The sequence below is a fragment of the Ruegeria sp. HKCCA0235A genome (genome assembly GCF_013033235.1).
Classification (GTDB): Bacteria; Pseudomonadota; Alphaproteobacteria; order Rhodobacterales; family Rhodobacteraceae; genus Ruegeria.
This window is the reverse complement of the sequence record NZ_WQDQ01000010.1, coordinates 137,592-161,857: the sequence shown is the minus strand read 5'-3', so window position 1 is coordinate 161,857 and position 24,266 is coordinate 137,592. Positions and strand designations below refer to the sequence as shown.

The following is a 24,266-nucleotide window of genomic DNA, read 5'->3' as shown; positions in this document are numbered from 1 at the left end:
AATAACAACTGGGAGTACCATGATGCAGACCCGAATTTTGACTTCAGTCGCGGTTCTGGGCCTGACCGCCGGAGTTGCGGCAGCCGACTACAAGTTGACAATATTGCACACCAACGATTTTCATTCTCGTTTCGAGCCGATCAACAAATACGACAGCGGATGCGATGCGGAAGACAATGCCGAAGGAAAGTGCTTTGGTGGATCGGCGCGCCTGGTCACGGCCGTGAAAGACGCACGTGATCGTGCCGACAATTCGATTCTGGTGGATGGCGGCGATCAGTTTCAGGGGTCTCTTTTCTACACGTATTACAAGGGCAAGGTCGCTGCCGAGTTCATGAACAAGCTGGGCTATGACGCCATGACCGTGGGCAACCACGAGTTTGACGACGGCCCGGAAGTGCTGCGTGGCTTTATCGACTCGGTCGATTTCCCGGTCCTGATGTCCAATGCCGATATTCGCGACGAAGAGCTTCTGACCGACCACATCAAGAAATCCACCGTGATCGAGGTGGGTGGCGAACAGATTGGCCTGATCGGGCTGACGCCGATCGATACGCATGAACTTGCGTCGCCCGGTCCCAACGTGACCTTTTCAGACCCGGTACCGGCGGTGCAGGCCGAGGTCGACAAGCTGACGGGCGAAGGCGTCAACAAGATCATCGTGCTCAGCCATTCGGGCTATGGCGTTGACCAGCGTGTCGCGGCAGAGACAAGCGGGGTCGACGTGATCGTTGGCGGGCATTCGAACACCTATCTTTCGAATGCATCGGACAAGGCCGTGGGCCCGTATCCCACGGTGGTCAACGGTGTGCAGATCGTTCAAGCCTATGCCTACGGCAAGTTTCTGGGCGAACTGAACGTCACGTTTGATGACGACGGCAATGTGGTCGAAGCCGTTGGTGAACCTTTGATCATGGACAACACCGTGACCGAGGATCAGGCCGCATTGGACCGGATCGCCGAACTTGCTCAGCCTCTGGATGAAATCCGAAACAAGGTTGTCGCCAGCGCGGCCGAGGCCATCGAGGGGGACCGCTCTGTATGTCGTGTACAGGAATGCCAGATGGGCAATCTTGTTGCCGATGCGATGCTGGCGCGGGTTGCCGATCAGGGTGTACAGATTGCCATCGCGAACTCGGGTGGTTTGCGGGCGTCTATCGACCCCGGAGACGTGACCATGGGCGAAGTGCTGACCGTGCTGCCGTTCCAGAACACGCTGTCCACTTTTGAGATCAACGGGCAGACCGTTATTGACGCGCTGGAAAATGGCGTCAGTCAGGTGGAAGACGTGAAGGGGCGTTTTCCTCAGGTTGCTGGCCTGCGCTTTACCTGGGATCCCAGTGTAGCGCCGAACGAAGGGCGTATCATTGATGTGATGGTCGCCGAGGGCGATGGGTTTGTTCCGATCGACCCGAACAAAACCTACCTGGTCGTAACCAACAATTACGTCCGCAATGGTGGCGATGGGTATTCGATGTTCGAGGGCGATGACAAGAACGCCTATGACTTCGGTCCGGATCTTGCGGATGTAACCGCGGAATATCTGGCCGCAAACGCGCCGTACCAGCCTTATGTCGACGGACGCATCCAGCAGAAGTGACCCTGTTTTTCGAAAAGGACAAAAGCCGCGTTGTTATGATGCGGCTTTTCCGCTTCTGCGGATTAACTGAAATCGTATTCCGGCCAAAGTTCCAGGTCAAAGCCGTCCAGCATCGGTTTGATCTGATCCGCGACCTCGCGCCAGCGCCCGATTGACTTGGTCGAGATCTTGTTGCGCACCTGATCCACGCTGGCCGTACGCACCTGTCTGGTGTTCTTTTCGGGGTGTACCATGGATTGGCACCACTCAATACCGCAAAACTCGGCAAAGCGCTGGCTATGGGTCAGGGGGTCCGCCACCAGATCTTCATAGGGCATTGTCAGAATGCAGTTTCCGAACAGCTTATCCCAATGAGACATGTAGCGGCGATACAGATTTGCGGAATGCGCGATCGATTCAAGGTTGGATGTGTCGTTCATGCCGTCTGCCAGGAACCGCTGGATCCATTTTGACAAACCGACATCGCGTGGATCCCGCAGCATGTTGATGATCCGGGCATTCGGGAAGGCTGCAAGAATGAAGCCGACATTTTGGTAGTTGTGCGGCATCTTGTCGACAAAGGCGATTGAATCCGTCGGAATCCCAGGCATCTGGTCCAGGTAGCTTTGGGCAATCGCCTTCGCGGCTTCTGAATCGAGCGACGTGCCGGACGTATAAAACTTGGCGGGAAGGTCGGTCATCAGCATCAGTTCACCGCAACCGGCGATACCGGGCGCAGAGCTCAGCATCATCTCCATCAAAGTGGTTCCGGATCGCGGCTGACCGATAATAAAAATTGGTACCGGCATACTGTTTTGCTCTGCACTGACCCGAGGCGACCCTTGAGGGAACAGGTCCAGAATATCGGATATTTTGTTCTCTTCGATTTCGGGGTCGTAGGGTAGAATACTCTGTTGGATTGCGTTTGCCTTTGCAAATTGCGGCAACGCCTTGGCCAAGCCTTCGCTTTTTTCGATCAGATGTGCTTTGGCAAACTCGAGCTCTTGTAAAGGTTGATCTGTCTGAGCGATGGCCTCGTTCAACGCAGGGATCATCTGCGGCACGTTTTCCGGTGCGGTCAATATTGAGGATTGCAACAGGGCATTCGGGTTGTGGGGATCGGTTTCCAGGATGTTTTGCAGAACTTTGATCGCTTGGGCTCTGTCACTGGTCTGATGCAGATTGATGGCCATTTGCAATGCAATAGTTGTGTTCTTTGTGCCAACTCGTACGCGCGTTGGATATCCCGCGTGCTTTCCTCGACAAAACCGATGCTTTGGAAGGCGCGGGCACGCTTTGAAAGCAATTCCGCGTTGTTCGGATCTGACGCCAGTTTGTGTGTGGTGAACTGGATGATGGATCGCCAGTTCTCCCCTTGGCGTTGTATTTCGTCGATGACTCTGGTGAGTTCCCTATTGTTGGGAAATCGTTCAATCTTTTTTTCTGCGTAGGTCAATGCCTGCAAAATTTGCCCTGTTTGCATCAAGGCGTTAGCCAGATTCTCGGCAAATTGCGGATCATCGGGCTTCATCCGCGAGGCTTCAATGAAATGCGGAATGGATTTCCTGTACTGCTTCATCTCGGTCAAAACGAAACCGGCGATGGCTTGGTAATCCGAGTCCTTCGGGAATTTCTTGATGCCCAATTGGGCCTTTTTCAGCGCCTGTGGAAGCTTGCCCGCATCCAAAAGGGCCATCGCTTTACTCTTGAGGGATTGCGTTTTTGGGTTTTCCGTGTGATCCCGTGAGATCCTGTGCCAGTATCAAGACTGTATCGTCGGTTGATTACCTATGTGCGGACGGTTTGCAATAACTCTTCCCAATGACGCGATGGCGCAGCTGTTCTCCGCGCGTCCGGCAAACGCGTTGCCGACCGTACCGAATTTCAATGTTTGTCCGACAAATCAGGTGCATGTGGTTCGGGGTGGTGACTCAGGTCGGCGTCTGGATGCGCTGCGTTGGGGGTTCTTGCCACATTGGTACAAGACGCAAACCGCCGGGCCTTTGCTGATCAACGCCCGCGCCGAGACTTTGGCGGAAAAGCCTGCCTTTCGCGATGCCTGCCGGTCGCGTCGCTGTCTGATTGCCGCAACGGGGTTCTACGAATGGACCAAGACGGACGAGGGAACGCGCTTGCCATGGTACATCCATCGTAGGGACGGCGCCCCCATTGCCTTTGCCGGGATCTGGCAGGATTGGGGGGTGGATGAAAACCGTCAGGGCACCTGTGCCATCGTGACGACGGCGGCCAACGAAAACCTTGGTACCATCCATCATCGGATGCCCCTGATCCTCGAACCCGAACATTGGTCATTGTGGCTGGGAGAAGCGGGAAAGGGCGCTGCTCGTTTGATGCAGCCGGGGGCAGAGGATGTGCTGACGTTTCATCGCGTTGATCCAGTCGTGAACTCGAACCGGGCCAGCGGACCTGATCTGATCACGCCTTTGCACGAGTGACGGCGTGCGGCCTTTTCTTTGCAGACGCGGCAAGCTAGACCATCGGCATGGCCCTGAATTTTTCTGATCTGACACAGCTTTATGCGCATGGTTTTGACACGGTCATCGATGTGCGCAGTCCGGCAGAGTTCGCTGAAGATCATCTGCCAGGCGCGATCAACCTGCCGGTTCTGAACAACGAGGAACGCGCCCGTGTCGGGACCATGTATGTACAGGAGAGTCCGTTTCTGGCGCGTAAACTCGGGGCCGCTTTGGTGTTCCGCAATGCGGCCAACCACATCGAGCAACATCTAAGTCACCACGAAGGCAGATGGCGCCCTCTGATCTATTGCTGGCGTGGCGGACAGCGTTCCGGGTCGTTCACATGGATGCTGCAACAAATCGGCTGGCGAGCGGATGTGATCGAGGGCGGCTATCGCACCTACCGCAGGCTGGTGAATGCGTATTTGTACGATGATCCGTTGCCGCATCGGTTGGTGGCGCTGGATGGCTATACCGGAACGGCCAAGACAGAATTGCTGGCACTTTTGCAGGCACGCGGGGTGCAAGTTCTTGACCTCGAAGCACTGGCCAATCACCGAGGATCTCTGCTGGGGGAAAGACCGGGCGGCCAGCCCAGCCAGAAAGCTTTTGAATCGGCCCTGGCAGGGGTGCTTTGTGCGATGAATACGGTGCGCCCAGTTGTCATCGAAGCGGAATCGTCCAAGATCGGCAGCCTGATATTGCCGCCCAGCCTGTGGAACGCTTTGTGCGCAGCCCCTCGGGTGAACATCACGGCTCCGCTCGAGGCGCGCGCCGCCTATCTCGTTCAGGCCTATGACGACATCCTGTCTGACGGCGACCGTTTGCGGGACCGGTTGTCGCCGCTGCGCTTTCATCGCGGGCACGAGGTCGTGGATGGTTGGATGCAGCTGATCGAAGCAGGTCAAAAACAGGTGCTGACCCAGGCCCTGATGGAGCAGCATTACGACCCGGCATACGCAAAGTCGCGGCGGTCCCGTTCCGTCAAGGTTCTGGCCGATATTGAGATCGCCGTTCTGAACGATGCCGGCCTGAGCAAGGCGGCCACCCGGATCGAAACCCTGCTGGATCAGTCCTGAAGGCGCAGTCCCGGTGCATCGGTGAGCTCGCCGATTGCCATGGCCGGATATCCGGCGTTCCTGAGGTCTTTCAAGACGGTTTCGGCACCCTTTGCCGCCACTGCGGCCAGCAGGCCGCCTGCTGTCTGCGGGTCGAATATCAGGGCGGCTTTGCCCGCGGCAGGCAGGGCAGGTGATATTGCCCGGTTGTCTGCAAAAAGGGTTGATCGAACACCCCGGTCCGTCAGTTCCTGCGCACCATCCATCAACTCCGCGGCATCCAAATCCATAATGGCCCCGCATCCGGAAGCGTCGCAGATACCTTGCAGATGTCCGGCCAGACCAAACCCGGTCACGTCGGTCATCGCATGGGCCCCGGCCAATATGCGGGCCGCCTTACCCTGCGGCTGCGCCATATGCCGGTAGGCTGCGGCGACCCAGGCACCGTTGGCCTGGCCTGCCATCTCGGCCGCCATGAGAACGCCGCTTCCTATGGGTTTGGTCAGGATCAGACAGTCGCCCGGTTGCCCGCCGGCCAGCGTAATCGGGTCGGCGTCGCACAGGCCGGTCAGTGTGAAACCGATTGTCATCTCGTCACCCATGGAACTGTGCCCGCCCACGATATCGGCACCGGCGTCCCGCATGACGTCTCCTGCGATCGACATGATTTCCGACATGGTACGGCGTTGCAGGGCAGCAGACATGCGCGGAAGGATGATCGTTGCCGTGGCAGCCTGAGGCGTGGCCCCCATGGCCCACACATCCCCCAGGGCATGTACAGCGGCGATGCGCGCCATAAGTGCGGGATCATTGGTAAAAGCCCGTAGGTGATCTGATGTCATGACCTGCCGAACCCCGCCCGTCTGAAGCAGAGCCGCGTCGTCGCCGGGCAGGGGGATGATATCCGGGCGAACGGGATCGGGCTGCGATTTCAGCGCCACCTGCAATGCTCCGCGCCCGACCTTGGCACCGCATCCGCCACACATCGGTTTTTCACCCAGCACCTCGACAAGCCCGGCGGCATGCGCGCGCGGCAGCGCGGGGGGCTTCATCTGCGGCAGGTCCCGGAACTTGTTCATGAAAGTCTGGTCGATGTGGTTCTTCCATTTCCACATCATCGCTCCGCTGTGGGACAACCCCAACCGCTCGCCCAGCGCTGATTTGCCGCCTAGCGAAATCAGCTTCAGGTAATCTTTCTGCGGGACGTACTTGCGCATCCGTCCAGCCCCCAGCGCCGCGCGCAGATTGTCGAACAGAACCGGTGCTTCGCGCACTGCATATACACCGGCTTTGGGTCTGGGATTGTCCGTCAGATGGGCGCAATCACCGGCGGCAAAAACCACGGGATCGCTGGATTGCAGGTAGCTGTTTACCCGGATGAAGCCATCCTCAAGGTCCAGCCCGGTCTTTTCGATCCAGCCATACGGGCGGGCTCCGGCCGCACCTGTCACGAAACCGGCCGGGATTTTGCGCCCGTCCTGCAAAGCGACGTGATCCGAAGCGATCCGGTTGATCGCGGCGTTTTCGATCACCTCTACACCAAGATCCTGCATCGCACGGCGGATCGTCTCTGCTGCTTTGGGCCTGGTGGCCGTCAAGGCAATGGCATTGTCGATCAGCGTAACCTGCGCTGACCGACCCTTGGCCCTGAGCGCATGAGCCATCGCCATGGCCAGTTCAACCCCGGCGACCCCACCGCCGATTACGACGACCGAGGCAGGGCAGCTGCCTTCCAGATAAGCAGCCCACTTTGCCGCGAATGGCCCCAGTGGTTTGGCTGGTACCGCAAGTTCCGCAAAGCCGGGCATTGCGGGCATGTCCGAAGTGATCCCAACATTGACCGACGCCACATCGAAACCTACCGGAGGACGCCCGGGAACATGGATTTCCTGACGATCGGTATCGATTCCATCGACCGCGCCCAGAATGACGCGCGCGCCTGCGAAGCGGGCCAGTCTGACCAGATCGATGTCCAGCTCCGACCGGTCATAATGCCCGGCGACATAGCCTGGCAGCATCCCGGAATACGGGGCCGTCGGGCCGGGGTTTATCACGGTCACACGCGCCCCCGGCAACGGGTCCATCCCCCATTTGCGCAGCAGCAGCGCGTGGGTGTGACCTCCGCCAACAAGAACCAGATCGCGGGTCAGGGGCAGCGGAGGAATATGCATCGGTTTCAATTCGCGCTATGATCCGGAACGTCTTCGACCTGCTCGACGGCGTGGGTGGCCCAAAGTTCATCCTCGCCGGCATCCGGCAGGTCTTCGGGTTTTTCATGCCGGTGTATGTGCCACTTTGCAATGAACAGGGCCGTGATCGGAGCGGTCAGGAACAGGAACAGAGTGATCAGCAGCTCGTGCAGGGACAGCTTTCCTTCCAGAAGAACAGAATGCACTATCGAAGCCAGAAGCACGCCGCCCACCCCCAAGGTCGTTGCCTTGGTCGGGGCGTGCAGGCGGGACATCGGGTCTTTCAGCTTGATCATGCCAAAAGACCCGACAAAGCCGAAGATACCCGAGACGATCAGGAAAAAGGCGATCAGCAGTTCCACGATGAATGTCATCCCGCCCTCATTCGATAATGTTGCCGCGCAACATGAAGCGCGCATAGGCCACGGTGGAAACAAAACCGAGCATGGCAATGATCATGGCGGCCTCGAAAAAAATCTCGGTCCCCTGATCCAACCCATATAGGATCATCAGGGCGATGGTGTTGATTACCATAGTGTCCAAGGCCAGAACCCGGGTGCCGACCCCGTCAGCGGTTATGATACGCCACAGACACATCATGATCGCCGCACCGAAACAGGCAAATGCAAAATAAATCGCGTAGTCGATCATTCGAAAATCTCCTTCAGGCGACGTTCATAGCGCTGTTTGATCTGGTCCCGCACGGCCTCGGGGTCGGGGGCATCAAGACAGTGCACCAGCAGATTATGCCCCTGAGCTGACAAATCACAACTGACGGTGCCCGGAGTCATCGTGATGGTGCCCGCAAGAACCGTGATCGCTTCGGGTGTGCGCAGTTCAAGCGGGACGCAGATCCAGTTGGGCTGGCGGTTATCATTGCGTTTGAACAGGATGATCCGGGCCACTGTCACGTTCGCAACCACGATATCCCAAAGCACCACCAGCATGTATTCCACAACCATTGGCCAGTTGCGAAGCTTGGGACGATCCGGCCAGTAGGGTTGCGTGACGAACGGAATGATGATCCCGAGGATCAGACCAAAGATCAAAGAGTTCAGCGAAGGCTTGTTCGCCAGCAGAATCCAGACAAGCGTCAGCAAAATCGTCAGGTGAGGGTGCGGGAAAATTCGGCGCAGCAGTTTCATCACTCTTCCCTTCCCAAGACGGCAGAGATGTAGTTTTCAGGCGTAAACAACTGCTCTGCGGTTTTGCTCGTGTACTCAAGGGCCGGACCTGCGAACAGGGTCAGCAGGACCAGACCTGCCACGGCCCCGAACACAGCCGTAAAAGCAAGGCCAGGTTGCGGTTCGGGGGCGGCGGGTGCAGACGCATTTTCGCCTTCGGCGGTTTCATCGGTTGTGACAACCTCAGCGTCGTAGCTTTTCCAGAAAATCAGCGTCCCGGCACGGGCCAGCCCGACGATGGTGACGAATGATCCAATCAGGATAACGGCCCAGACCGAGGTGGCATCGGATGCATCACGCGAAGCGTCCAGAACCAAAAGCTTGCCAACAAAGCCGGACAACGGCGGCATTCCAGCCATCGCGATGGCGCCGACAAAGAACAGGGCAGCAATCAACCCGCTTTGCGGCATCGGCGGCTTGGGGGCTATGGCCCCTCCCTGCCGTTCCATGATCAGGTCAGCAATGAGAAACAGCAACGCGGTCGCAAGTGTCGAATGGAACACGTAATAAAGGGCGGCTGCCGTCGCGCCGGGCGTGAACTGCGAAATCGCGATCAGCAAAGTCCCCATGGACGCAATGGCGCAAAAGGCAACCATGCGGGCAATATGCTGCGATCCCAGAATGCCGACGGCCCCGACGGCAAGCGTCAGCAGCGCCGCAGGTTGCAACCAATCGCCAACCAGACCCTGCGTGACTTCGACGTCGGGACCGAAGGCCAGAGTGTACATTCGCAGGATCGAATAGGCCCCTACCTTGGTCATGATTGCAAACAGGGCCGCAACAGGCAGCGGGGCGTTGGCATAGCTGGCGGGCAGCCAGAAGTGCAGCGGCAGAACGGCAGCCTTGATGCAGAAGACCAGCAGCAACAGCACCGCACCAACCCGCAGCAATGCGGTATCTTCAGCCGGAATCTCCGCAACGCGCAGGGCGATGTCCGCCATGTTCAGCGTACCGGTCACGCCATAGATCGTGCCAAGGGCAAACAGAAACAGGGTCGACCCCAACAGGTTATACGCCACATACTGCACACCCGCTTTCAACCGTACCGCGCCACCGCCATGTGTCATAAGGCCGTAAGACGCGATCAGCAGCACCTCGAAAAACACGAAAAGGTTGAAGGCGTCGCCGGTCAGGAAGGCGCCACAGACGCCCATGAGCTGGAAATGAAACAGCGCGTGGAAATGCTTGCCCCGGTCATCCCAGCCCGAGGCGATGGCATAAAGCACGATCGGCAGGGCCAGCAGGGCGGTCAGCAGAACCATCATTGCGGACATGCGATCCAGCACCATGACGATGCCAAAGGGGGCGGGCCAGTCGCCAAGCTCGTACACCTGAATGACCCCGCCCGAGGCCTGAGCCGTGATTGTCAGCGCAATCCCAAGCAAAGCCACGACGCCCGCGACCGAGAAGATGCGTTGCAGGTCCAGATGGTATCGCAGGACCATGATGATGAATGGGGCCAGAATCGCGGGCAGGACGATCGGCGCAACGATCCAGTGGTTCATGCGTCATCTCCCGGCGCGTCAACACTGTCCTGGGCGGTCATGTCGATATGGTCATTCTTGGCGGACAGGTATGCGCTGAGCGAGATCATCACGATCACGGCTGTCATCCCGAACGAGATCACGATGGCCGTCAGGACCAGCGCCTGTGGCAGTGGGTCGGTATAGGGGACGTCCTCGTACTTGTTCAGAACCGCTGGTGCGTTCAGCGCCAGTCGTCCGGTCGCGAACAGGAAGACGTTCACCGCGTATGTGATCAGAGACAGGCCCAGAATGACCGGAAACGTCCGGCGGCGCAGGATCAGGAAGATCCCGGCAGCGGTCATGATACCGACGGCAGAGGCTACGAGCGCTTCCATCAGGCCTGCTCCTTCTCTTGTTGTTCTTCCGGAGGGTTGTCTCGCAGGGGGTTGATATCCATCGGGAATTCCTGTGCCATCCCCGGTTGCCACGCAAAGCGGGACAGGCTGTCCAATGCCAGCATGACCGCACCCAGAACCGCCAGGAATACGCCTGTATCAAACAGCATGGCGGTGGCCCATTCGAATTCCTCAAGCGGAGGCCAGTTGATGTAGCCGAAATCGCTGGTCAGGAATGGGCGTTCATTGAACCAAGCACCCAACCCGGTTGCTGCGGCGATCAGAACGCCCCAGCCGATGGTACCGTGGTAATAGAACCTCTGCCGCTCGATGGCCCAGGTATAGCCGCTGGCCATGTATTGCATCAGATACGCGATGGCGACGATCAGGCCGGCGATAAAGCCGCCGCCGGGCTGGTTGTGCCCGCGGAAAAAGATGTAAGCCCCGACCATCAGTGCGATCGGCATCATGACACGGGTGACCACAACCATCATCAGCGGATGCGAATCCCCGGATTGCGGCCAATGCGGTTTGCGGTTCAGCAGATAGCTGCGGACATTTGTACCGAGAACGGATTCCGTCAGCGCAAAGATGATCAGCGCGGCGATGCCCAGAACGATGATCTCGCCAAAGGTATCAAAACCCCGGAAGTCGACAAGGATCACGTTGACCACATTGGTGCCGCCGCCGCCTTTGTAGGAATTGGCCAGATGGAACTCTGAAATCGTCGGGAACGCGAAATCGCGCATCATCATCGCGTAGATCAACGCACCGGTGCCAAGGCCCGCGACCACGGAAATCGCCGCGTCCCGCCAGCGCCGTGCCGCCGAACTGTCCCAGGGCGTTTCGGTCGGCAGGAAGTTCAGCGACAGCAACAAAAGGATCATTGTCACCACTTCGACCGAGATCTGCGTCAAGGCAAGATCGGGGGCCGAGAGATAGTTGAAGGCAACCGAAACGATCAGGCCGACGACGCCGATCAATACCAGTGACAAAAGACGATTCCGATGGAACCACATAATGCCCAGCGTCGCACCCACAAGACAGATCCAGCCAAGTATAGGAATGATCTGAGCCGGCAGCGGAACGCGGGTTTCAATGCCGATGGTTCCGGTCGAATACGCGTAATAACCCAGGCCAACGGTAAAGGCGACGAAGATGATCGCATAGCGGCTAAGGACCCCGTTGTGCATCTCATCCGTGATCCATCGGCTCAACCTGGTCAGCGCTTCTATGATTGCTTCAAAGATCTGCTTGGCTTCGGGGCGGGGCAGAGCGTTCCAGATCTGCTCACCTCGTCTGTGCAACGCCAGCAGGAATAGACCACCCAGCGTGGCCACGACCGACATGTAAAGGGCCGGTGTGAAGCCATGCCAGAGTTTCAGCGAGTAATACGGAAGCTTCTCGCCGCCAATCACCGCGCTGGACACCACTGCGACCAATGGGCCGACAATGGCCGCGGAATAGAGGCCGATCAGGATGACAAGTACGACCAGGAACGCGGGCGCAATCCACAACCCAACGGGCGGATCATGCGGATGTGCCGGATAATCTTCCCGCTGTGGTCCAAGAAAGACGTGGCTGACGAAGCGGAAGGAATAAGCGGCCGAGAACAACGCAGCCAAAAGCGCCAGCCCCGGCACCAGGTAATGAGAGTGCAGCCATGTGGTGTGCACGGTTTCTTCAAGCATCATCTCTTTGGACAGGAAACCGTTCAGAGGCGGCAGCCCGGCCATCGAGAGGGCGGCAATCGTGCCGATTGTGAAGGTGATCGGCATCAGGTGGCGCAAGCCACCCAGCCTTTTGATATCGCGCGTGCCTGTTTCGTGATCCACGATCCCGGCGGTCATGAACAAGGCGGCTTTGAACGTTGCGTGGTTGATGATGTGGAACACGGCAGCGACGGCGGCAATTTTTGTGCCAAAGCCCAGCAGCATGGTGATGAGGCCAAGATGCGAAACGGTCGAAAACGCCAGCAGCGCCTTAAGGTCGTCCTTGAACAACGCGATAGACGCGCCAATCAGCATGGTGATCAGCCCCGTCGTGGCGACGATGTAGAACCACGCATCCGTGCCGGCCAGAACCGGCCACATCCGTGCCATCAGAAACAGGCCCGCTTTCACCATTGTGGCAGAGTGCAGATAGGCCGAAACCGGTGTTGGCGCGGCCATGGCGTGCGGTAGCCAGAAATGAAACGGGAACTGCGCCGACTTGGTGAAACAGCCCAGCAGGATCAGGATCAGCGCCGGCATGTAGTAGGGTGAGGCCTGGATCAGTTCTTTGTTCTGCAAAATGACGCTGAGGTCGTAAGACCCCACGATATTGCCGAGGATCAGCATCCCGGCAATCATCGCCAACCCGCCAGAACCAGTGACGGCCAAGGCCATGCGCGCGCCCTGACGACCTTCGGGAAGGTGCTTCCAATAGCCGATCAGCAGGAATGAGCTGAGCGATGTAAGCTCCCAGAATATAAGCAGAAGCAGGATGTTGTCGGACAGGACGATCCCGACCATCGCGCCCTGAAACAGCAAAAGATAGGTAAAGAACTGCCCCATCGGATCTTCGCGCGACAGATAGAACCTTGCATAAAGGATGATCAGCAGCCCTATGCCCAGGATCAGCAACGCGAACAAAAATCCCAGGCCGTCCAGCATGAAATTCGCGTTCAGCCCCAGCCCCGGTATCCAGTCGAACCGGGCGGTCACGACGTCTCCGCGCATCACCGCAGGGATATGGATCAACAGGCCCATCAGGGCCAGGAATGTGGTCAACCCGGCGGCGGATGCGGCTGCGTTCCGGCCTGCCCGGATCAGCAGGGCAGGAAAAACAGCGCCGAGAAAGGGAAGGGCCGCGATGAGGAATAGGGACAAGTGCGATACTCCGGTCTGGGCGGTCAGTGTGAAGCCAATTTTGTAAGGATATTTTCCCGACTGTCCAGATATTGTAACTTTTTTACAGAGTCCTATAGGCCGCATCAAAAACTCTGCAAGGATTCGAAAAAATGACGTGATCTTGATGCGGGTCGGGTTTTTCGACGCCCCGGTTTCAGACCATCTGTGATAGAACACATGTCAGCGAACAGGAGGCTGAATCTTGGCCGAGAAAGTGAACCGAGCCCGAAGATGGATGTTGATCGGCGCATGCGCGGCGATTGCAGGCGGGTTTGCGATCAGGGAATACCGTTTGATCCCCGAAGACCACGGCGGCGGCCGGATAACGGTTGCCGAGGCCCATGAGCAGGCCTCGAAGGGAAACGTTCTGTTGATCGATATCCGCACGCCGCGTGAATGGCGCGCATCGGGCATTGGCGAAGGTGCCGTGCCGCTGGACATGCGGCGCGAGGATTTTGTCAAAGCACTGACGGAATTGGCTGGCGGCGATCCGGCGACCCCGGTGGCCTTGATTTGCGCGCGCGGCGTGCGCTCGGCGCGCCTGAGCAACCGCCTGATCGAAGCTGGATTCACCAATGTGATCGACGTGCCCGAGGGTATGTTGGGTTCGGCCGCAGGGCCGGGATGGGTTCGGGCCGGATTGCCGGTGCGCAAATATGATGAGGATGCAGGATGATCCGGGAATTCAGTCTGGCGTTGGCCTTGGCAGTGACCGGGCAAATCGCTTTCGCGGGGTGTGCCGGACAAGAGGATACCTGTGAGATTCCCATGGGCGCCTATCACATCGAACTGCCCGACGCGGACAATGCGCCCATGGTGGTGTTCCTGCATGGGTATGGCGGCAGCGGGTCGGGCACGATGCGCAATCGCGGGATGGTCGAGCCGCTGCTGGAGCGCGGCTATGCGGTGATGGCCCCTGAGGGGTTGGAAAGGCCCGACCGGGGCGGCACCAAAAGCTGGAATTTCTATCCCGGTTTTGGTGAGCGGGACGAAACCGCCTTTCTGACCGAAGCGGTGCAAGACGCGGCACGGCGGTTTGGCATCGACACTGACCGTGTCCTGCTGGGCGGGTTTTCCGCCGGAGCCTTCATGGTCAACTATCTGGCGTGCGAGAGCCCCGATACGTTTTCGGCCTATGTCCCGGTGTCCGGTGGTTTCTGGCGCCCGCACCCTGAAACCTGCAATGGTCCGATCCGTATGTTCCATACGCATGGCTGGACCGACAATGTGGTGCCGCTGGAAGGGCGTTTGCTGGGCGGAGGACGCTTTCAGCAGGGAGATATCTATGCGGGTCTCGAAATCTGGCGCGATGCGAACGGTTGTGTCGATCACAAACCGACCGGGTTCAGCACGACGGGGGATTTCATGCGCCGCCGCTGGACCACATGTGCCGAAGGCAGCGCGCTGGAATTTGCTCTCTTTCCCGGAGGGCACACCGTTCCCGCGGGCTGGGCCGATATGATAGTCGATTGGTACGAAGGGCTTCCCGGCAGTTGATCACTCGGCCGGGGTCATGTTGCCTTTGCCTTCGACCAGTCGCTTCAGTTCATCGCGATAGCGGCGTGCTGACCGGGTAATGGCGGGTTCGCTGAAGTCTTCCCGCATTCCGACCATCTTGCGCGCGGCACCTGCCGAGACACCGCTGAGCGCTGACAACGGGATAGCCAGCGCCAGACTGATTGCGATCGGGGCCAGCCAGATCGACACCAGACCGGACAGGATACCGACACTCAGCGCCACTCCAATGACGGTTTCAAGCGCATGGCACAGGATCAGCGTTCGCAGACCATAGGTGCCACCGTCGCGCGCCTGAGGCGACCAGCCGCGCTGAATGCCGAAAGCCGTACGGAATACAGCGATCATCTGTTGCACCATCAGGATTGGAGCGTAAAGGATCGACAACAGAACCTCGGCCAGGAAAGAGGCAAGGAATTTGCGCCCGCCACCGAAATCCGCGTAGCGTACACCGCTCAGCGGCAGGGCCAGAACGCCCAGAACCTTGGGGGCCAACAGCATCGCGTACATGACCAGAATGATCAGCACGTGGCGGGTTTCCGACATCTCGGGCCATTGCGGGAACAGAGGATTGTCGGGGCTGAAATAATGCAGGACAGAGGCATCCTGACCCTGACCGATCAGCGCCCACATCAACAATAGCGCAAACCACAACGGGGACATCAGATAGCCGACCGCGCCGTGGAACATGTGGAATCGCGATACGGCACGGAATCCGGAAGAACCCAGCAATTTCAGGTGTTGCAGGTTGCCCTGACACCAGCGGCGGTCCCGCATGGCGTGATCGATGAGGGTCGGCGGTGTTTCTTCATATGACCCGCGAATACGCGGCAGAAATCGCACGGCCCATCCGGCGCGGCGCAGCAGGCCGGCCTCGACGAAATCGTGGCTCATGATCAGCTTGTCCTGACCGCTGAACGAACGCAGCTTGGGCAGGCCGGCGCTGGTGGCAAAGGCCTTGGTGCGGATAATCGCGTTATGGCCCCAATAGTTGCCCTCTTGCCCGCACCAACGGGCCAGACCTTCGGCAAAGGCGATGCCATAGACGCCATTTGCAAACTGCTGCATCCGGGCAAAGACCGACTGTGCGCCGATCAACTGCGGATAGCTTTGAATCAAGCCCGCACCCGGATCGCATGCCAGTGCATCGGTCAGGCGATGGATCGCGCGCCCGGTCATCAGGCTGTCGGCATCCAGCACCAGCATGGCATCCCAGTCCGCGCCCCAGCGGCTGACCCAGTCGGCGATGTTGCCGACTTTGCGGTCGGTATTCTGTTCGCGGCGGCGATAATACAGCTCGAGCCCGGGTGCCAGGGTGGTGCGCAGCGCCTCGACGCTGGCCTGTTCCTGAGCCGCAATCTCGGGATCGCGCGTGTCCGACAGAATGAACATGGCATAGTGGTGTTTGCCGCCGCGCGCCTGAAGATCCTCCAGCATGGTGCGGGCATTGCCCAACACGTTCCAGGGGACTTCATTGTACACCGGGGTCAGCAGGGCCACCCGCAGGGGTTGCGCCGCGGTCCGGCGCTCGGGCCGTTCCTGTTTCGCCAGCGACACCATGCCCAGCAAAACGGTGCCGACGGTGAAGGAAATCCAGAAGAAGTTGAACGAAATCAAAGCCAAAAGGATGGCTTCGACCACGTTTATGCCTTCCGCGCCGAACCAGTCGCACATGACCCACAGCAATGCCAGAGTGGCGGCCATAGCAGGCGAAAAAACCAGCGCGCGCCAGAATCCGGCAGAGGATTTGTGCTGACCGGAAGGCGCATCGGCATCCCGGAACCGTGCGCTGAAGTTCTGCGCCGGCATCGCCAGAGGCGCCTCGGGCGGCATGATATGCAGATCGCGGCTCATGCGGTCCATCGGTACAGCCAGACTTCCGAGGCAGGCTGTTTGTCTTTCAACAATTGCGCGCGCAACTCGACATGGTTGCGTTCGCCGGGCTGGAATGAAAACGCCAGGCGTGGACCACCGGTATCCGGGTTGCGCTGCAAGACGCCTTCCGAAGTTTCCGCATGTGGCGAACCCACAAAGACCGTGATTGCGCCCAGGTCCTCGAATAGTTCGCTGTCTTCAAAATCGACGACGGCCAGCCGGCCTTCGCCAAAGGTGTTCTCGCCCATCGCGGTGTTGATCACGCGCGGCATCGGTGTGCGCTGGGGTTCTTCCCCCCAGATCAGGCGATAGGACAGATCAACCTGACTGCCTGCCGCATAGGGCTCAGCGGGCCTCCAATAGGCGACGATGTTGTCATAGATTTCCTGATCTGCCGGGATCTCGACCAGCGTGACCGAGCCTTTGCCCCAGTCTTCCCGGGGCTCGACCCACAGGCCCGGGCGCTTGTGGTAATTGGCCTCGAGATCGGCATAGTCCGAAAACTGTCGTTTGCGCTGCATCAGACCAAACCCGCGCGGGTTTGTGTCGACGAAGGATGAGACCTGCAATCGGGTCGGATTGGCCAACGGACGCCACAGGACCTCGCCCGCGCCATTGCGGATTATCAACCCGTCGCTGTCGTGCACAGCAGGGCGGAAATCGTCGAACCGGCTGTGGTTGGTCTGGTCGAACAGGAACATCGAAGTTCCCGGAGCGATACCCACATGGGGCAGGTCTTCGCGCGGGAACAGCGTTGCCTCGATATCCATGATGCAATCCGCGCCCGCCGTGACGTTGAAACGATAGGCGCCGGTCACGCTGGGGCTGTCCAACAATGCGTGCACGACCATGTTGCGTTGGCCCGGTTCGGGACGTTCCAGCCAGAAACGGATGAATTCGGGAAATTCCTCGCCATCCGGGTCGCCGGTTTTCAACGCCAGACCCCGCGCGGACAGTCCGTAAACCTCGTGCAGGCCAATGGCGCGGAAATAGCTGGCCCCCTGCCAGACGCAGAATTCATCTGTCTTGCCGGGGCGGTGCATTTCAGTGCGCAGACGCAGGCCCGAGAAGCCCAGCGTGTCATCGATTGGCAGTTGCGGCACGTCTTCGGACTTGTCGAACATTTCCAGATCGAAGGCGACCGGCTTGGTCATGCCGTTCTCGACCGTTTCCACCTTGACGGTGCGCGGGAAGTACAGGCCGGGGGTGAAGAAATCCACGTTGAAGGGCGTCTCGGTTTCATACCACAGCGCCCGGTCAAGCCGGAACCGGATGGAACGGTATTGCTGATAGGTCAGGTCCTGCCATTCCTGCGGTACCATCTCGCGTTCCACATAGGGGCGGCTGGCCAGATCGCGGGCCATTTCGATCACATAGTCGCGGTCAAAAGGCGTCTCACCGCCCGTCGCATAGGCGGATGGAGCGAAGGCCAAAGCAGTCGTCGAGACGAGGAATGCGCGACGGGTAAAATTCATTTCTTCGACTTCCAGGGTTGTGACTTGAACCAAGCTGCCAGATAGGCAACGCCGATGATCATCGCAAACCCAATCATGTTGGCGACAAAAACAGTGGCGACATCCCGCCCAGCCTGATCCAGCGCGACGCCGATCAGCCGGGCCGCGGCCATCGAAAACACAAAAACGGCAAGGGATTGCTGGCCGACCTTGGTGATAACGGCCAGCAGGAATTGCCAGATACGTGCGCCCACACCATGACCCGTCGCGATCAGGCGGTGGCCGTGTTCGCCCGCTGCAACCCATCCCAGATAGGCCAGCGACAGAAAGTGGACATATCGAAGAAGGCCGAACTCGGTTTTGCCACGCAGCTCTTCGGTCAGGGGCCAGCCCTTGCGGATCACTGCGCCAAGCTCGGGTGCAGCCGTGTTGATCCAGGTGAAGACTTTCCATGACCCGAACGGGGCTGACAAAACGACAAAGGCAATCGCCACCCAGATCAAGGATTTCGACACGGGCGGGGCCGGAATCCAACCGCGCATGAAGGCGAAGCCGGTGAAAAACAGCAATTGCCATCCGAAGGGGTTGAAGAACCACTGGCGCTCGGACCAGGGTTCGGCGGGAAGGGCAAGCGCGCCGGTTTGGGCGATGAACCAGATGGCCACGCAAACTGCCGCCATCAGCCAGAAACTGACGCGGTAGAGCGCCATGTAAAGCGGCATCAGCGCCAGTACGACCAGATACATCGGCAGGATATCGAAGTAGTTCGGCACATAGGTCAGTGTGAAAATCCCGACCAATTGCGGGGCCGGGTCATTGAAGAAATGCTGAAGGTTCAACGACGAGACATAGGTCTTCTCGAACGCGCCGGTCTGATCCAACGCGGCCATTGTCATTGCAACAAAGAAGAACAGGGCAATATGCGCCCAATAGACCTGCCAGATGCGGTCGGCCACTCGGGCGGTGCCCATCCACCATCCCTTGCGCAGAAATGCCCCGCCAAAGGCGATGGCCGAGGCCATGCCCGAACAGAACACGAAAATCTCGGTCGCGTCGGAATAGCCGAAGCGCGCGGGAATCCACTTTGCCCAGGGATCGTTGGGGATATGGGCGATCAGGATGATGAACATCGCGATGCCGCGATAGAAATCCAGACGCGGATCACGCGCACTGGCAGGGGCTGCGGCCGGGGCCGCAGCGGGTACAAAATCAGAAGCGGGCGATATGGTCGCCATACGTTTTCTGTCCTTCTTGGTCTTCTTGTTATTCGGCGGGGACGCTTTGGACGTCACCGCTGTCGCGGGCCGCGTCGATCAGGGCGCGACGCGCGATGGCATAATTGTCTTCGCCCCCGGCGCGCTTGGCGCGACGGTCATCCAGAATGCGTTCCACCGCGTCCAGGCGACCAGCGCGCAGGCCGGAATCAATGGTAATGCGTTCAAATACATCACGTTGCGCGTGGCTGCCACCGGCCAGTTGCATGGAATCGCGCGCCGCCAGCAGATGATCAAACGCCGTTCCATAATGGCCGTCACCAAAGGCCTCCAGGCCCATGGCCGCAGCGATACCTGGGTCTGCCATGCGGCGGGTGGCGTCGTCGTCGGCGCGGGCCGCATCCTTGTTCATGCGGTTCAGCATCTTGGCCGTGGCATCGGCGCGATTGTCACCGGTAAGCGCCAGCAGATAATGCAGATCCGCAAAGATCAGACAGCCATCTTCCGTTCGTGCGGCACTCAGATCAGCCAGCTCTTCCCAGCGATTTCCGACATTCACGCCCTCAAGTTCAAGCCGCATCAGCAGCGAAGTACCGTTCGAGATGTCGCGATAATCGTCGGTTTTGTCCTTGCGGATGTGATTGTCATACAGCTCGATCACCTGATCGACCTGACCCAGATCCAGATGCATCAGCGCCTTGTGCCACCACACGTGGTACCGGAAGTTGTTGCAGTGGGCCCAGGCCGCCTCGCGCCCGGCCAGCCAGTCTAGGCCCAGCTGCGCATTGCCCGTCATCTCATGGACATGGGCCACCGCGTGCAGGCCCCAGGCATCATCGGACACCATCCACAGCGCCTGACGGCCCGCGATTTCGGCTTTTTCATAAGCGCCTGTTTCTTCCAGCGCGAAGGAATGACAGCCCAGCAGATAGCCGCGCCCGGGGTGGTCCGGCTCATAAACGGGCATCACCCGCTCGATCGAGCGGCGCATTCCGTTTGCATCACCCAGAACGAAGCGGGTCGCATGGCTTAGTTTCATCGCCAGAGTGTCCTGCGGATGGTCACGCAGAATCGCTTCGAATTTCTGAACCGCCTGTGCCTGTTGTCCGGCCAGATACAGGGCCAGCGCATCCACGTAGAGACGTTCGCGTTCAGTTGCAGGTTGACGTTCCATCGCCGCGTTGGCAGCAGCCAGCGCTTCGACAGCAACCGCCATCATCTCGCGCCGCCCAAGCAGCGCCATGAACAGACCTTTGACCGCTTGACCCAGCGCGAAGTCGGGCTCGAGTTCCAGCACTTTGCCCAAGTGCTGCGGCGTGACAGCGGCATGAGCCATGAACCCAAGCAGAACACCATTCCACGCTTCGACTGCCGCCGGCTGGGTCAGGGTGTTCATCTGTCCGAAAACGTCTTGTTTCATACTTGGGTCCAATCTGATTGCGATATTTGACACTGTTCGATGTACCAGAGTGTGCGAGAGGGACGTAACAGTATCGACGCTGCTCTCGAATTGGTGAAATGACGTGTGCGAAAAAGATGAAAAAAACCGCCGATTCAAGGGCATGTTTCAGCGACTTGCCGCCTAAATGTGCAAGTATTTCAATCCTCGAACGGGTTTTCGGCGCTCAGAACAGCCTCAGTATCGGCCCCACAGACCGGCGGGGCGTTACGATATGTTACAGGTGTCCGAGACAGGTTCAGAGGATTCCCGATCAGGTTGACCTGACCCGGCTGGGCCTGCATGGCAATCTGCATCTGTCTTGCGGCCACTTGTTCCGTGTTGAACACCTGATCCAGCGTCTGCACCGGGCCGACGGGCACTTTGACAGCCTCCAGACCGGAAATGACGGTCTGGGTGTCCAGCGCCTTCACAGCGGGGCGAAGAATCGAATTCAGCGCGTCACGATGCTCCAATCGGGCCGGGTTGGTCGCGAATCTCGGATCGTCTGCCAGTTCAGGAGCATTGATGAAGTTGCAGAGTTTTCTGAACTGGCCGTCATTTCCAACCGCGAGAATCACGTGCCCATCGGCGGTTTCGTAGACGTCATAAGGGACGATGTTGGGGTGCCCGTTTCCGCGTCGTTGCGGAACATTGCCTGACGTCAGATAGTTGACACCTTCATTGATCAGCCAGGCGATCTGAGAATCCACCAGCGCCAGATCGATCTGCTGGCCCTCGCCGGTCAAGTCGCGGTGGCGCAGCGCGGCCAGGATACCCACGGTTGCATACATCCCGCACATCACGTCGGCGATGCCAACACCCACCTTCATGGGCGCGCCCTCGGGGTCGCCGGTCAGCGACATGATCCCGCCATAGCCCTGCGCCATCAGGTCATAGCCAGGCTTGCTGGCATTCGGGCCGGTTTGGCCGTAGCCCGAGATTGAACAGTATACGAGGCTTGGAAACTCTTGCGACAGGGTGGCATAGTCCAGCCCGTATTTGGCCAGCCCGCCCGGTTTGAAGTTCTCGATCAGGATGTCCGCATGTGACGCCAAGCGCCTGATTTCCGCCTGACCCTCGGCCGAGGAGATATCCAGCGCGACGGATTTCTTGTTGCGGTTGGCAGACATGAAATAGGCGCTCAGATCCGAGCGGTTGCCCTCGGCATCGCTCACGTAGGGCGGACCCCATTGCCGCGTGTCATCGCCCCCGGTCGCCGGGTTTTCGATCTTGATGACGCTTGCGCCCAGATCGCCCAGAAGCTGTGTGCATGTTGGGCCTGCCAGGATCCGGCTAAGGTCCAGAACCTTGACACCCTTCAATGGGCCTTCAGATGCGGCCATCATAGCCTCCACGCTCAACTTCAGCAGCAATTACCGTAAATGTCTCAGCCTTTACAGCAGCTTCCAGTGCGGCGCGCAACTCTGCCCTGTTGCGAACCGTATGGCCATTGCCGCCAAAGGCCCGGCCCATGGCGGCAAAATCATGATGGCCGAAATCCACGCCCGTGTTGCGCATCTGTCGCTGGCGTTGTTTCAGCTCGATCAGGGCAAGGCTGGCATCCACGAAGACCAGAAAAATCGGGTTGCCGCCCATTTCAGCCGCTGTCGACAACTCGCCCGCAACCATCAGGAATCCCGCATCCCCCGAGAAGCTGATCACCGGGCGGTCAGGTTCGGCCAGTTTCAGGCCAATGGCCATGGGTACGGCACATCCCATCGTGCACAAAGCCGAGGACTGGATCAGCCCGCGTTCTTCGTTGCACGCCCACATCTGGCTCAGCAGAATGCGGTGTGCGCCGCTGTCGGCCGTGGCCAGTGTTTCAAGCGGCAGGACAGCGCGGGTTTCGGCAATGACGGCAGCGGGCCCCCAGCTTTCATCGGTGTGGAAGTCCTTTGCCAGCGCGGCTTTGATCTGCTCGGGTTCGTTGCCCGGCCATGTTTCACGGGCCGGGTTGCCTTTGGCTATTGCCTCCAATGTCTCGCCCGTGTGGGCAACAAGGTTCAATCCAGCCTGATGCATGTAGTGGTCGTTGACCACGGCAGAGATATCGATGACGCGCTTTTCTTCCGGATTCCAGATCTCACGCCAGCCGGGGCGCATTTCGATCGGGTCATATCCCAGGCACAATACCAGATCCGATTGTTCGATCAGAGGCACAAGATGCTTGTCAGCCAGCGGCGACAGCCCCGCGCCGCCCAGACAAAGCGCGTGATCCTCGGGCACGACGCCTTTGGCCTTGTAGGTCGTCACGAAAGGAATGCCAAAATGCTCCAGGAACGCCTGTACCACACTGCGCGAGTCGTCATAAAGGACATCCAGGCCGATGATGGCAATGGGGCGTTCGGCCTCGGCCACCCAGCGGCGGGCCTTTTCCAGGCATTCGCCACCGGGGCTGACCGGCGCAACCTTGGCCAGCCGGCGGCATTTCACGCCGGTAACAGGCGTGTCGGCAACCGAGATCGGGACATCGATATGAACCGGGCCCGGTCGTGGCTGCATGGCCAATGACACCGCCTTGTCGGCTATGATATCTGCGCCTTTGGCTGTCAGTGTAAAAGTGCCTTTGGTGATCGAGCGATAAACCCGGCTGTGATCCATGACCTGATGGGTATAGGTCAACGCTTCGTCGGCATCGACGCATCCGGTCAGAACGACCATCGGCACACGATCCTGCAAAGCGTTCGCCACCACATTGATCCCGTTCATTGCACCCGGACCCAGGGTGGCCACCAGAATCGCAGGTGCTCCGTCGCGATGATGAACGGCCTCGGCCATGAACCCGGCAGAGTTTTCGTGCTTGGTCAGATGAAAGGTGATCCCAGCCTTTTCCAGTGCGTCGACCAGGGTCAGGACCTCGCCCCCCGGCATCCCAAAGGCGTGACGACAGCCCGCTTCATAAAGACGTTGGGCCAGAAGATCCGCAGCGCGGGGCGAGGGGTCCTGCATCAGTCATGCTCCGAGAAAACTGTTTCGAAGCAGATTGCGGAGGACGCCTCTGGACGCAAGGCGGTTCACGGCAGTGTGACTATTTGACTGCGCGTTCAGCGATCGATTGAAACGTCGTGTCAAGCTCGGCGGCAATATTCAGCAGGTCTTGCCCACCTTCCGGGGCGTAAGGCGCAAAGACAAAGCTGGGGGTCTTGTAAGACAGGGTCGCCGTCCCGTCCTGGTTCTCGGTTACGTAAAACCGGATCGGAGCCTCGATCATCGCGTGGACCGAGGTCTCCAGAACCCGCACGGCGTAGTCATTGTTGAAGGCCCCGATCACGCGATTTCCGGGAATCGAAATCCCACGTGCTGCCGCCGCTTTGGTCGGGCCCGCCTGTGTCACGACGATCAACCCGTTTTCCTTGATCGCGGCTTTGGTTGCGTCAACCAGTTCTGCATACGGTTTCTGGGTTGGGTATACGGCCCAGCCCTCGGGCGCATTCTGAGCCCACAGAGGTGAAGCGATCAGGCAGAGCAGGGGAATGAGAGCTTTCATCAACGCGTCTCCGGTATCTTGCTTTGACCTGTGTGCCAGAC

21 protein-coding genes are annotated in these 24,266 nt (G+C 59.1%); 5 read left to right on the top strand and 16 right to left on the bottom strand.

Features of this window, described 5'->3' with window-relative positions; all coding sequences use genetic code 11:
* Nucleotides 1-22 precede the first annotated feature (22 nt).
* A complete protein-coding gene (locus GOW56_RS17095) occupies nucleotides 23-1,600 on the top strand; it encodes a bifunctional UDP-sugar hydrolase/5'-nucleotidase (protein WP_171206624.1) in 1,578 nt (525 codons plus the stop codon).
* 62 nt (nucleotides 1,601-1,662) lie between these two features.
* On the opposite strand, the gene GOW56_RS21870 is transcribed toward GOW56_RS17095, so the two are convergent.
* On the bottom strand, nucleotides 1,663-2,676 hold the full coding sequence (locus GOW56_RS21870) for a sulfotransferase (RefSeq protein WP_254447248.1): 1,014 nt from the start codon (nucleotides 2,674-2,676) through the stop codon (nucleotides 1,663-1,665).
* Nucleotides 2,658-3,275: a tetratricopeptide repeat protein gene (locus GOW56_RS21865; protein ID WP_253282458.1), complete on the bottom strand. Its 618-nt coding sequence runs from the start codon at nucleotides 3,273-3,275 to the stop codon at nucleotides 2,658-2,660. The genes GOW56_RS21870 and GOW56_RS21865 overlap by 19 nt, the downstream gene beginning before the upstream one ends.
* A gap of 94 nt (nucleotides 3,276-3,369) precedes the next feature.
* Between GOW56_RS21865 and GOW56_RS17085 the strand changes: the two genes are divergently transcribed.
* Together GOW56_RS17085 and mnmH are read left to right on the top strand one after the other, a co-directional pair.
* A complete protein-coding gene (locus GOW56_RS17085) occupies nucleotides 3,370-4,035 on the top strand; it encodes an SOS response-associated peptidase (RefSeq protein ID WP_171119432.1) in 666 nt (221 codons plus the stop codon).
* Nucleotides 4,036-4,082: 47 nt separating this feature from the next.
* Nucleotides 4,083-5,135 (top strand): tRNA 2-selenouridine(34) synthase MnmH, encoded by a 1,053-nt coding sequence (mnmH, locus tag GOW56_RS17080; RefSeq protein ID WP_171206623.1) that lies wholly within the window; start codon nucleotides 4,083-4,085, stop codon nucleotides 5,133-5,135.
* On the opposite strand, the gene selD is transcribed toward mnmH, so the two are convergent.
* From selD to GOW56_RS17045, 7 genes are read right to left on the bottom strand one after another with little or no spacing between them, the layout of a single operon-like run.
* Nucleotides 5,126-7,285 (bottom strand): selenide, water dikinase SelD, encoded by a 2,160-nt coding sequence (gene selD / locus GOW56_RS17075; protein WP_171206622.1) that lies wholly within the window; start codon nucleotides 7,283-7,285, stop codon nucleotides 5,126-5,128. The genes mnmH and selD overlap by 10 nt on opposite strands.
* Before the next feature lie 5 nt (nucleotides 7,286-7,290).
* Nucleotides 7,291-7,677 (bottom strand): Na+/H+ antiporter subunit G, encoded by a 387-nt coding sequence (locus GOW56_RS17070; protein WP_152457438.1) that lies wholly within the window; start codon nucleotides 7,675-7,677, stop codon nucleotides 7,291-7,293.
* 7 nt (nucleotides 7,678-7,684) lie between these two features.
* The gene (locus tag GOW56_RS17065) at nucleotides 7,685-7,954 is read right to left on the bottom strand and encodes a K+/H+ antiporter subunit F (RefSeq protein WP_152457439.1); all 270 of its coding nucleotides are present in this window, start codon (nucleotides 7,952-7,954) and stop codon (nucleotides 7,685-7,687) included.
* Nucleotides 7,951-8,448, bottom strand: coding sequence for a Na+/H+ antiporter subunit E (locus GOW56_RS17060; RefSeq protein WP_171119435.1), 498 nt, complete (start codon nucleotides 8,446-8,448; stop codon nucleotides 7,951-7,953). Before GOW56_RS17060 ends, GOW56_RS17065 begins: the two co-directional genes overlap by 4 nt.
* The gene (locus GOW56_RS17055; RefSeq protein WP_171170363.1) at nucleotides 8,448-9,992 is read right to left on the bottom strand and encodes a monovalent cation/H+ antiporter subunit D; all 1,545 of its coding nucleotides are present in this window, start codon (nucleotides 9,990-9,992) and stop codon (nucleotides 8,448-8,450) included. The genes GOW56_RS17060 and GOW56_RS17055 overlap by 1 nt, the downstream gene beginning before the upstream one ends.
* Nucleotides 9,989-10,348 (bottom strand): Na+/H+ antiporter subunit C, encoded by a 360-nt coding sequence (locus tag GOW56_RS17050; RefSeq protein ID WP_152457442.1) that lies wholly within the window; start codon nucleotides 10,346-10,348, stop codon nucleotides 9,989-9,991. The genes GOW56_RS17055 and GOW56_RS17050 overlap by 4 nt, the downstream gene beginning before the upstream one ends.
* On the bottom strand, nucleotides 10,348-13,218 hold the full coding sequence (locus GOW56_RS17045; protein WP_171119437.1) for a monovalent cation/H+ antiporter subunit A: 2,871 nt from the start codon (nucleotides 13,216-13,218) through the stop codon (nucleotides 10,348-10,350). The genes GOW56_RS17050 and GOW56_RS17045 overlap by 1 nt, the downstream gene beginning before the upstream one ends.
* A 256-nt stretch (nucleotides 13,219-13,474) precedes the next feature.
* On the opposite strand from GOW56_RS17045, the gene GOW56_RS17040 reads away from it, so the two are divergent.
* Both GOW56_RS17040 and GOW56_RS17035 read left to right on the top strand, forming a co-directional pair.
* On the top strand, nucleotides 13,475-13,915 hold the full coding sequence (locus tag GOW56_RS17040; protein WP_171119614.1) for a rhodanese-like domain-containing protein: 441 nt from the start codon (nucleotides 13,475-13,477) through the stop codon (nucleotides 13,913-13,915).
* Nucleotides 13,912-14,736, top strand: coding sequence for a PHB depolymerase family esterase (locus GOW56_RS17035; protein WP_171206621.1), 825 nt, complete (start codon nucleotides 13,912-13,914; stop codon nucleotides 14,734-14,736). Before GOW56_RS17040 ends, GOW56_RS17035 begins: the two co-directional genes overlap by 4 nt.
* Here GOW56_RS17035 and mdoH read toward each other — a convergent pair whose 3' ends face one another.
* The 7 genes from mdoH to GOW56_RS17000 form a co-directional block, all read right to left on the bottom strand.
* Nucleotides 14,737-16,608 (bottom strand): glucans biosynthesis glucosyltransferase MdoH, encoded by a 1,872-nt coding sequence (gene mdoH / locus GOW56_RS17030; protein ID WP_171206620.1) that lies wholly within the window; start codon nucleotides 16,606-16,608, stop codon nucleotides 14,737-14,739.
* On the bottom strand, nucleotides 16,605-18,104 hold the full coding sequence (locus tag GOW56_RS17025) for a glucan biosynthesis protein (RefSeq protein WP_171206619.1): 1,500 nt from the start codon (nucleotides 18,102-18,104) through the stop codon (nucleotides 16,605-16,607). Before GOW56_RS17025 ends, mdoH begins: the two co-directional genes overlap by 4 nt.
* Nucleotides 18,101-19,318, bottom strand: coding sequence for an OpgC family protein (locus GOW56_RS17020; protein ID WP_171206618.1), 1,218 nt, complete (start codon nucleotides 19,316-19,318; stop codon nucleotides 18,101-18,103). The genes GOW56_RS17025 and GOW56_RS17020 overlap by 4 nt, the downstream gene beginning before the upstream one ends.
* 28 nt (nucleotides 19,319-19,346) lie before the next feature.
* Nucleotides 19,347-20,717, bottom strand: a complete 1,371-nt coding sequence (locus tag GOW56_RS17015; RefSeq protein WP_171170373.1) for a tetratricopeptide repeat protein — start codon at nucleotides 20,715-20,717, stop codon at nucleotides 19,347-19,349.
* 179 nt (nucleotides 20,718-20,896) lie between these two features.
* Nucleotides 20,897-22,081 (bottom strand): CaiB/BaiF CoA-transferase family protein, encoded by a 1,185-nt coding sequence (locus GOW56_RS17010; protein WP_171170375.1) that lies wholly within the window; start codon nucleotides 22,079-22,081, stop codon nucleotides 20,897-20,899.
* A complete protein-coding gene (locus GOW56_RS17005) occupies nucleotides 22,068-23,687 on the bottom strand; it encodes a thiamine pyrophosphate-binding protein (RefSeq protein ID WP_171206617.1) in 1,620 nt (539 codons plus the stop codon). The genes GOW56_RS17010 and GOW56_RS17005 overlap by 14 nt, the downstream gene beginning before the upstream one ends.
* A gap of 79 nt (nucleotides 23,688-23,766) precedes the next feature.
* On the bottom strand, nucleotides 23,767-24,225 hold the full coding sequence (locus GOW56_RS17000; protein WP_171206616.1) for a DUF302 domain-containing protein: 459 nt from the start codon (nucleotides 24,223-24,225) through the stop codon (nucleotides 23,767-23,769).
* Nucleotides 24,226-24,266: the final 41 nt, after the last annotated feature.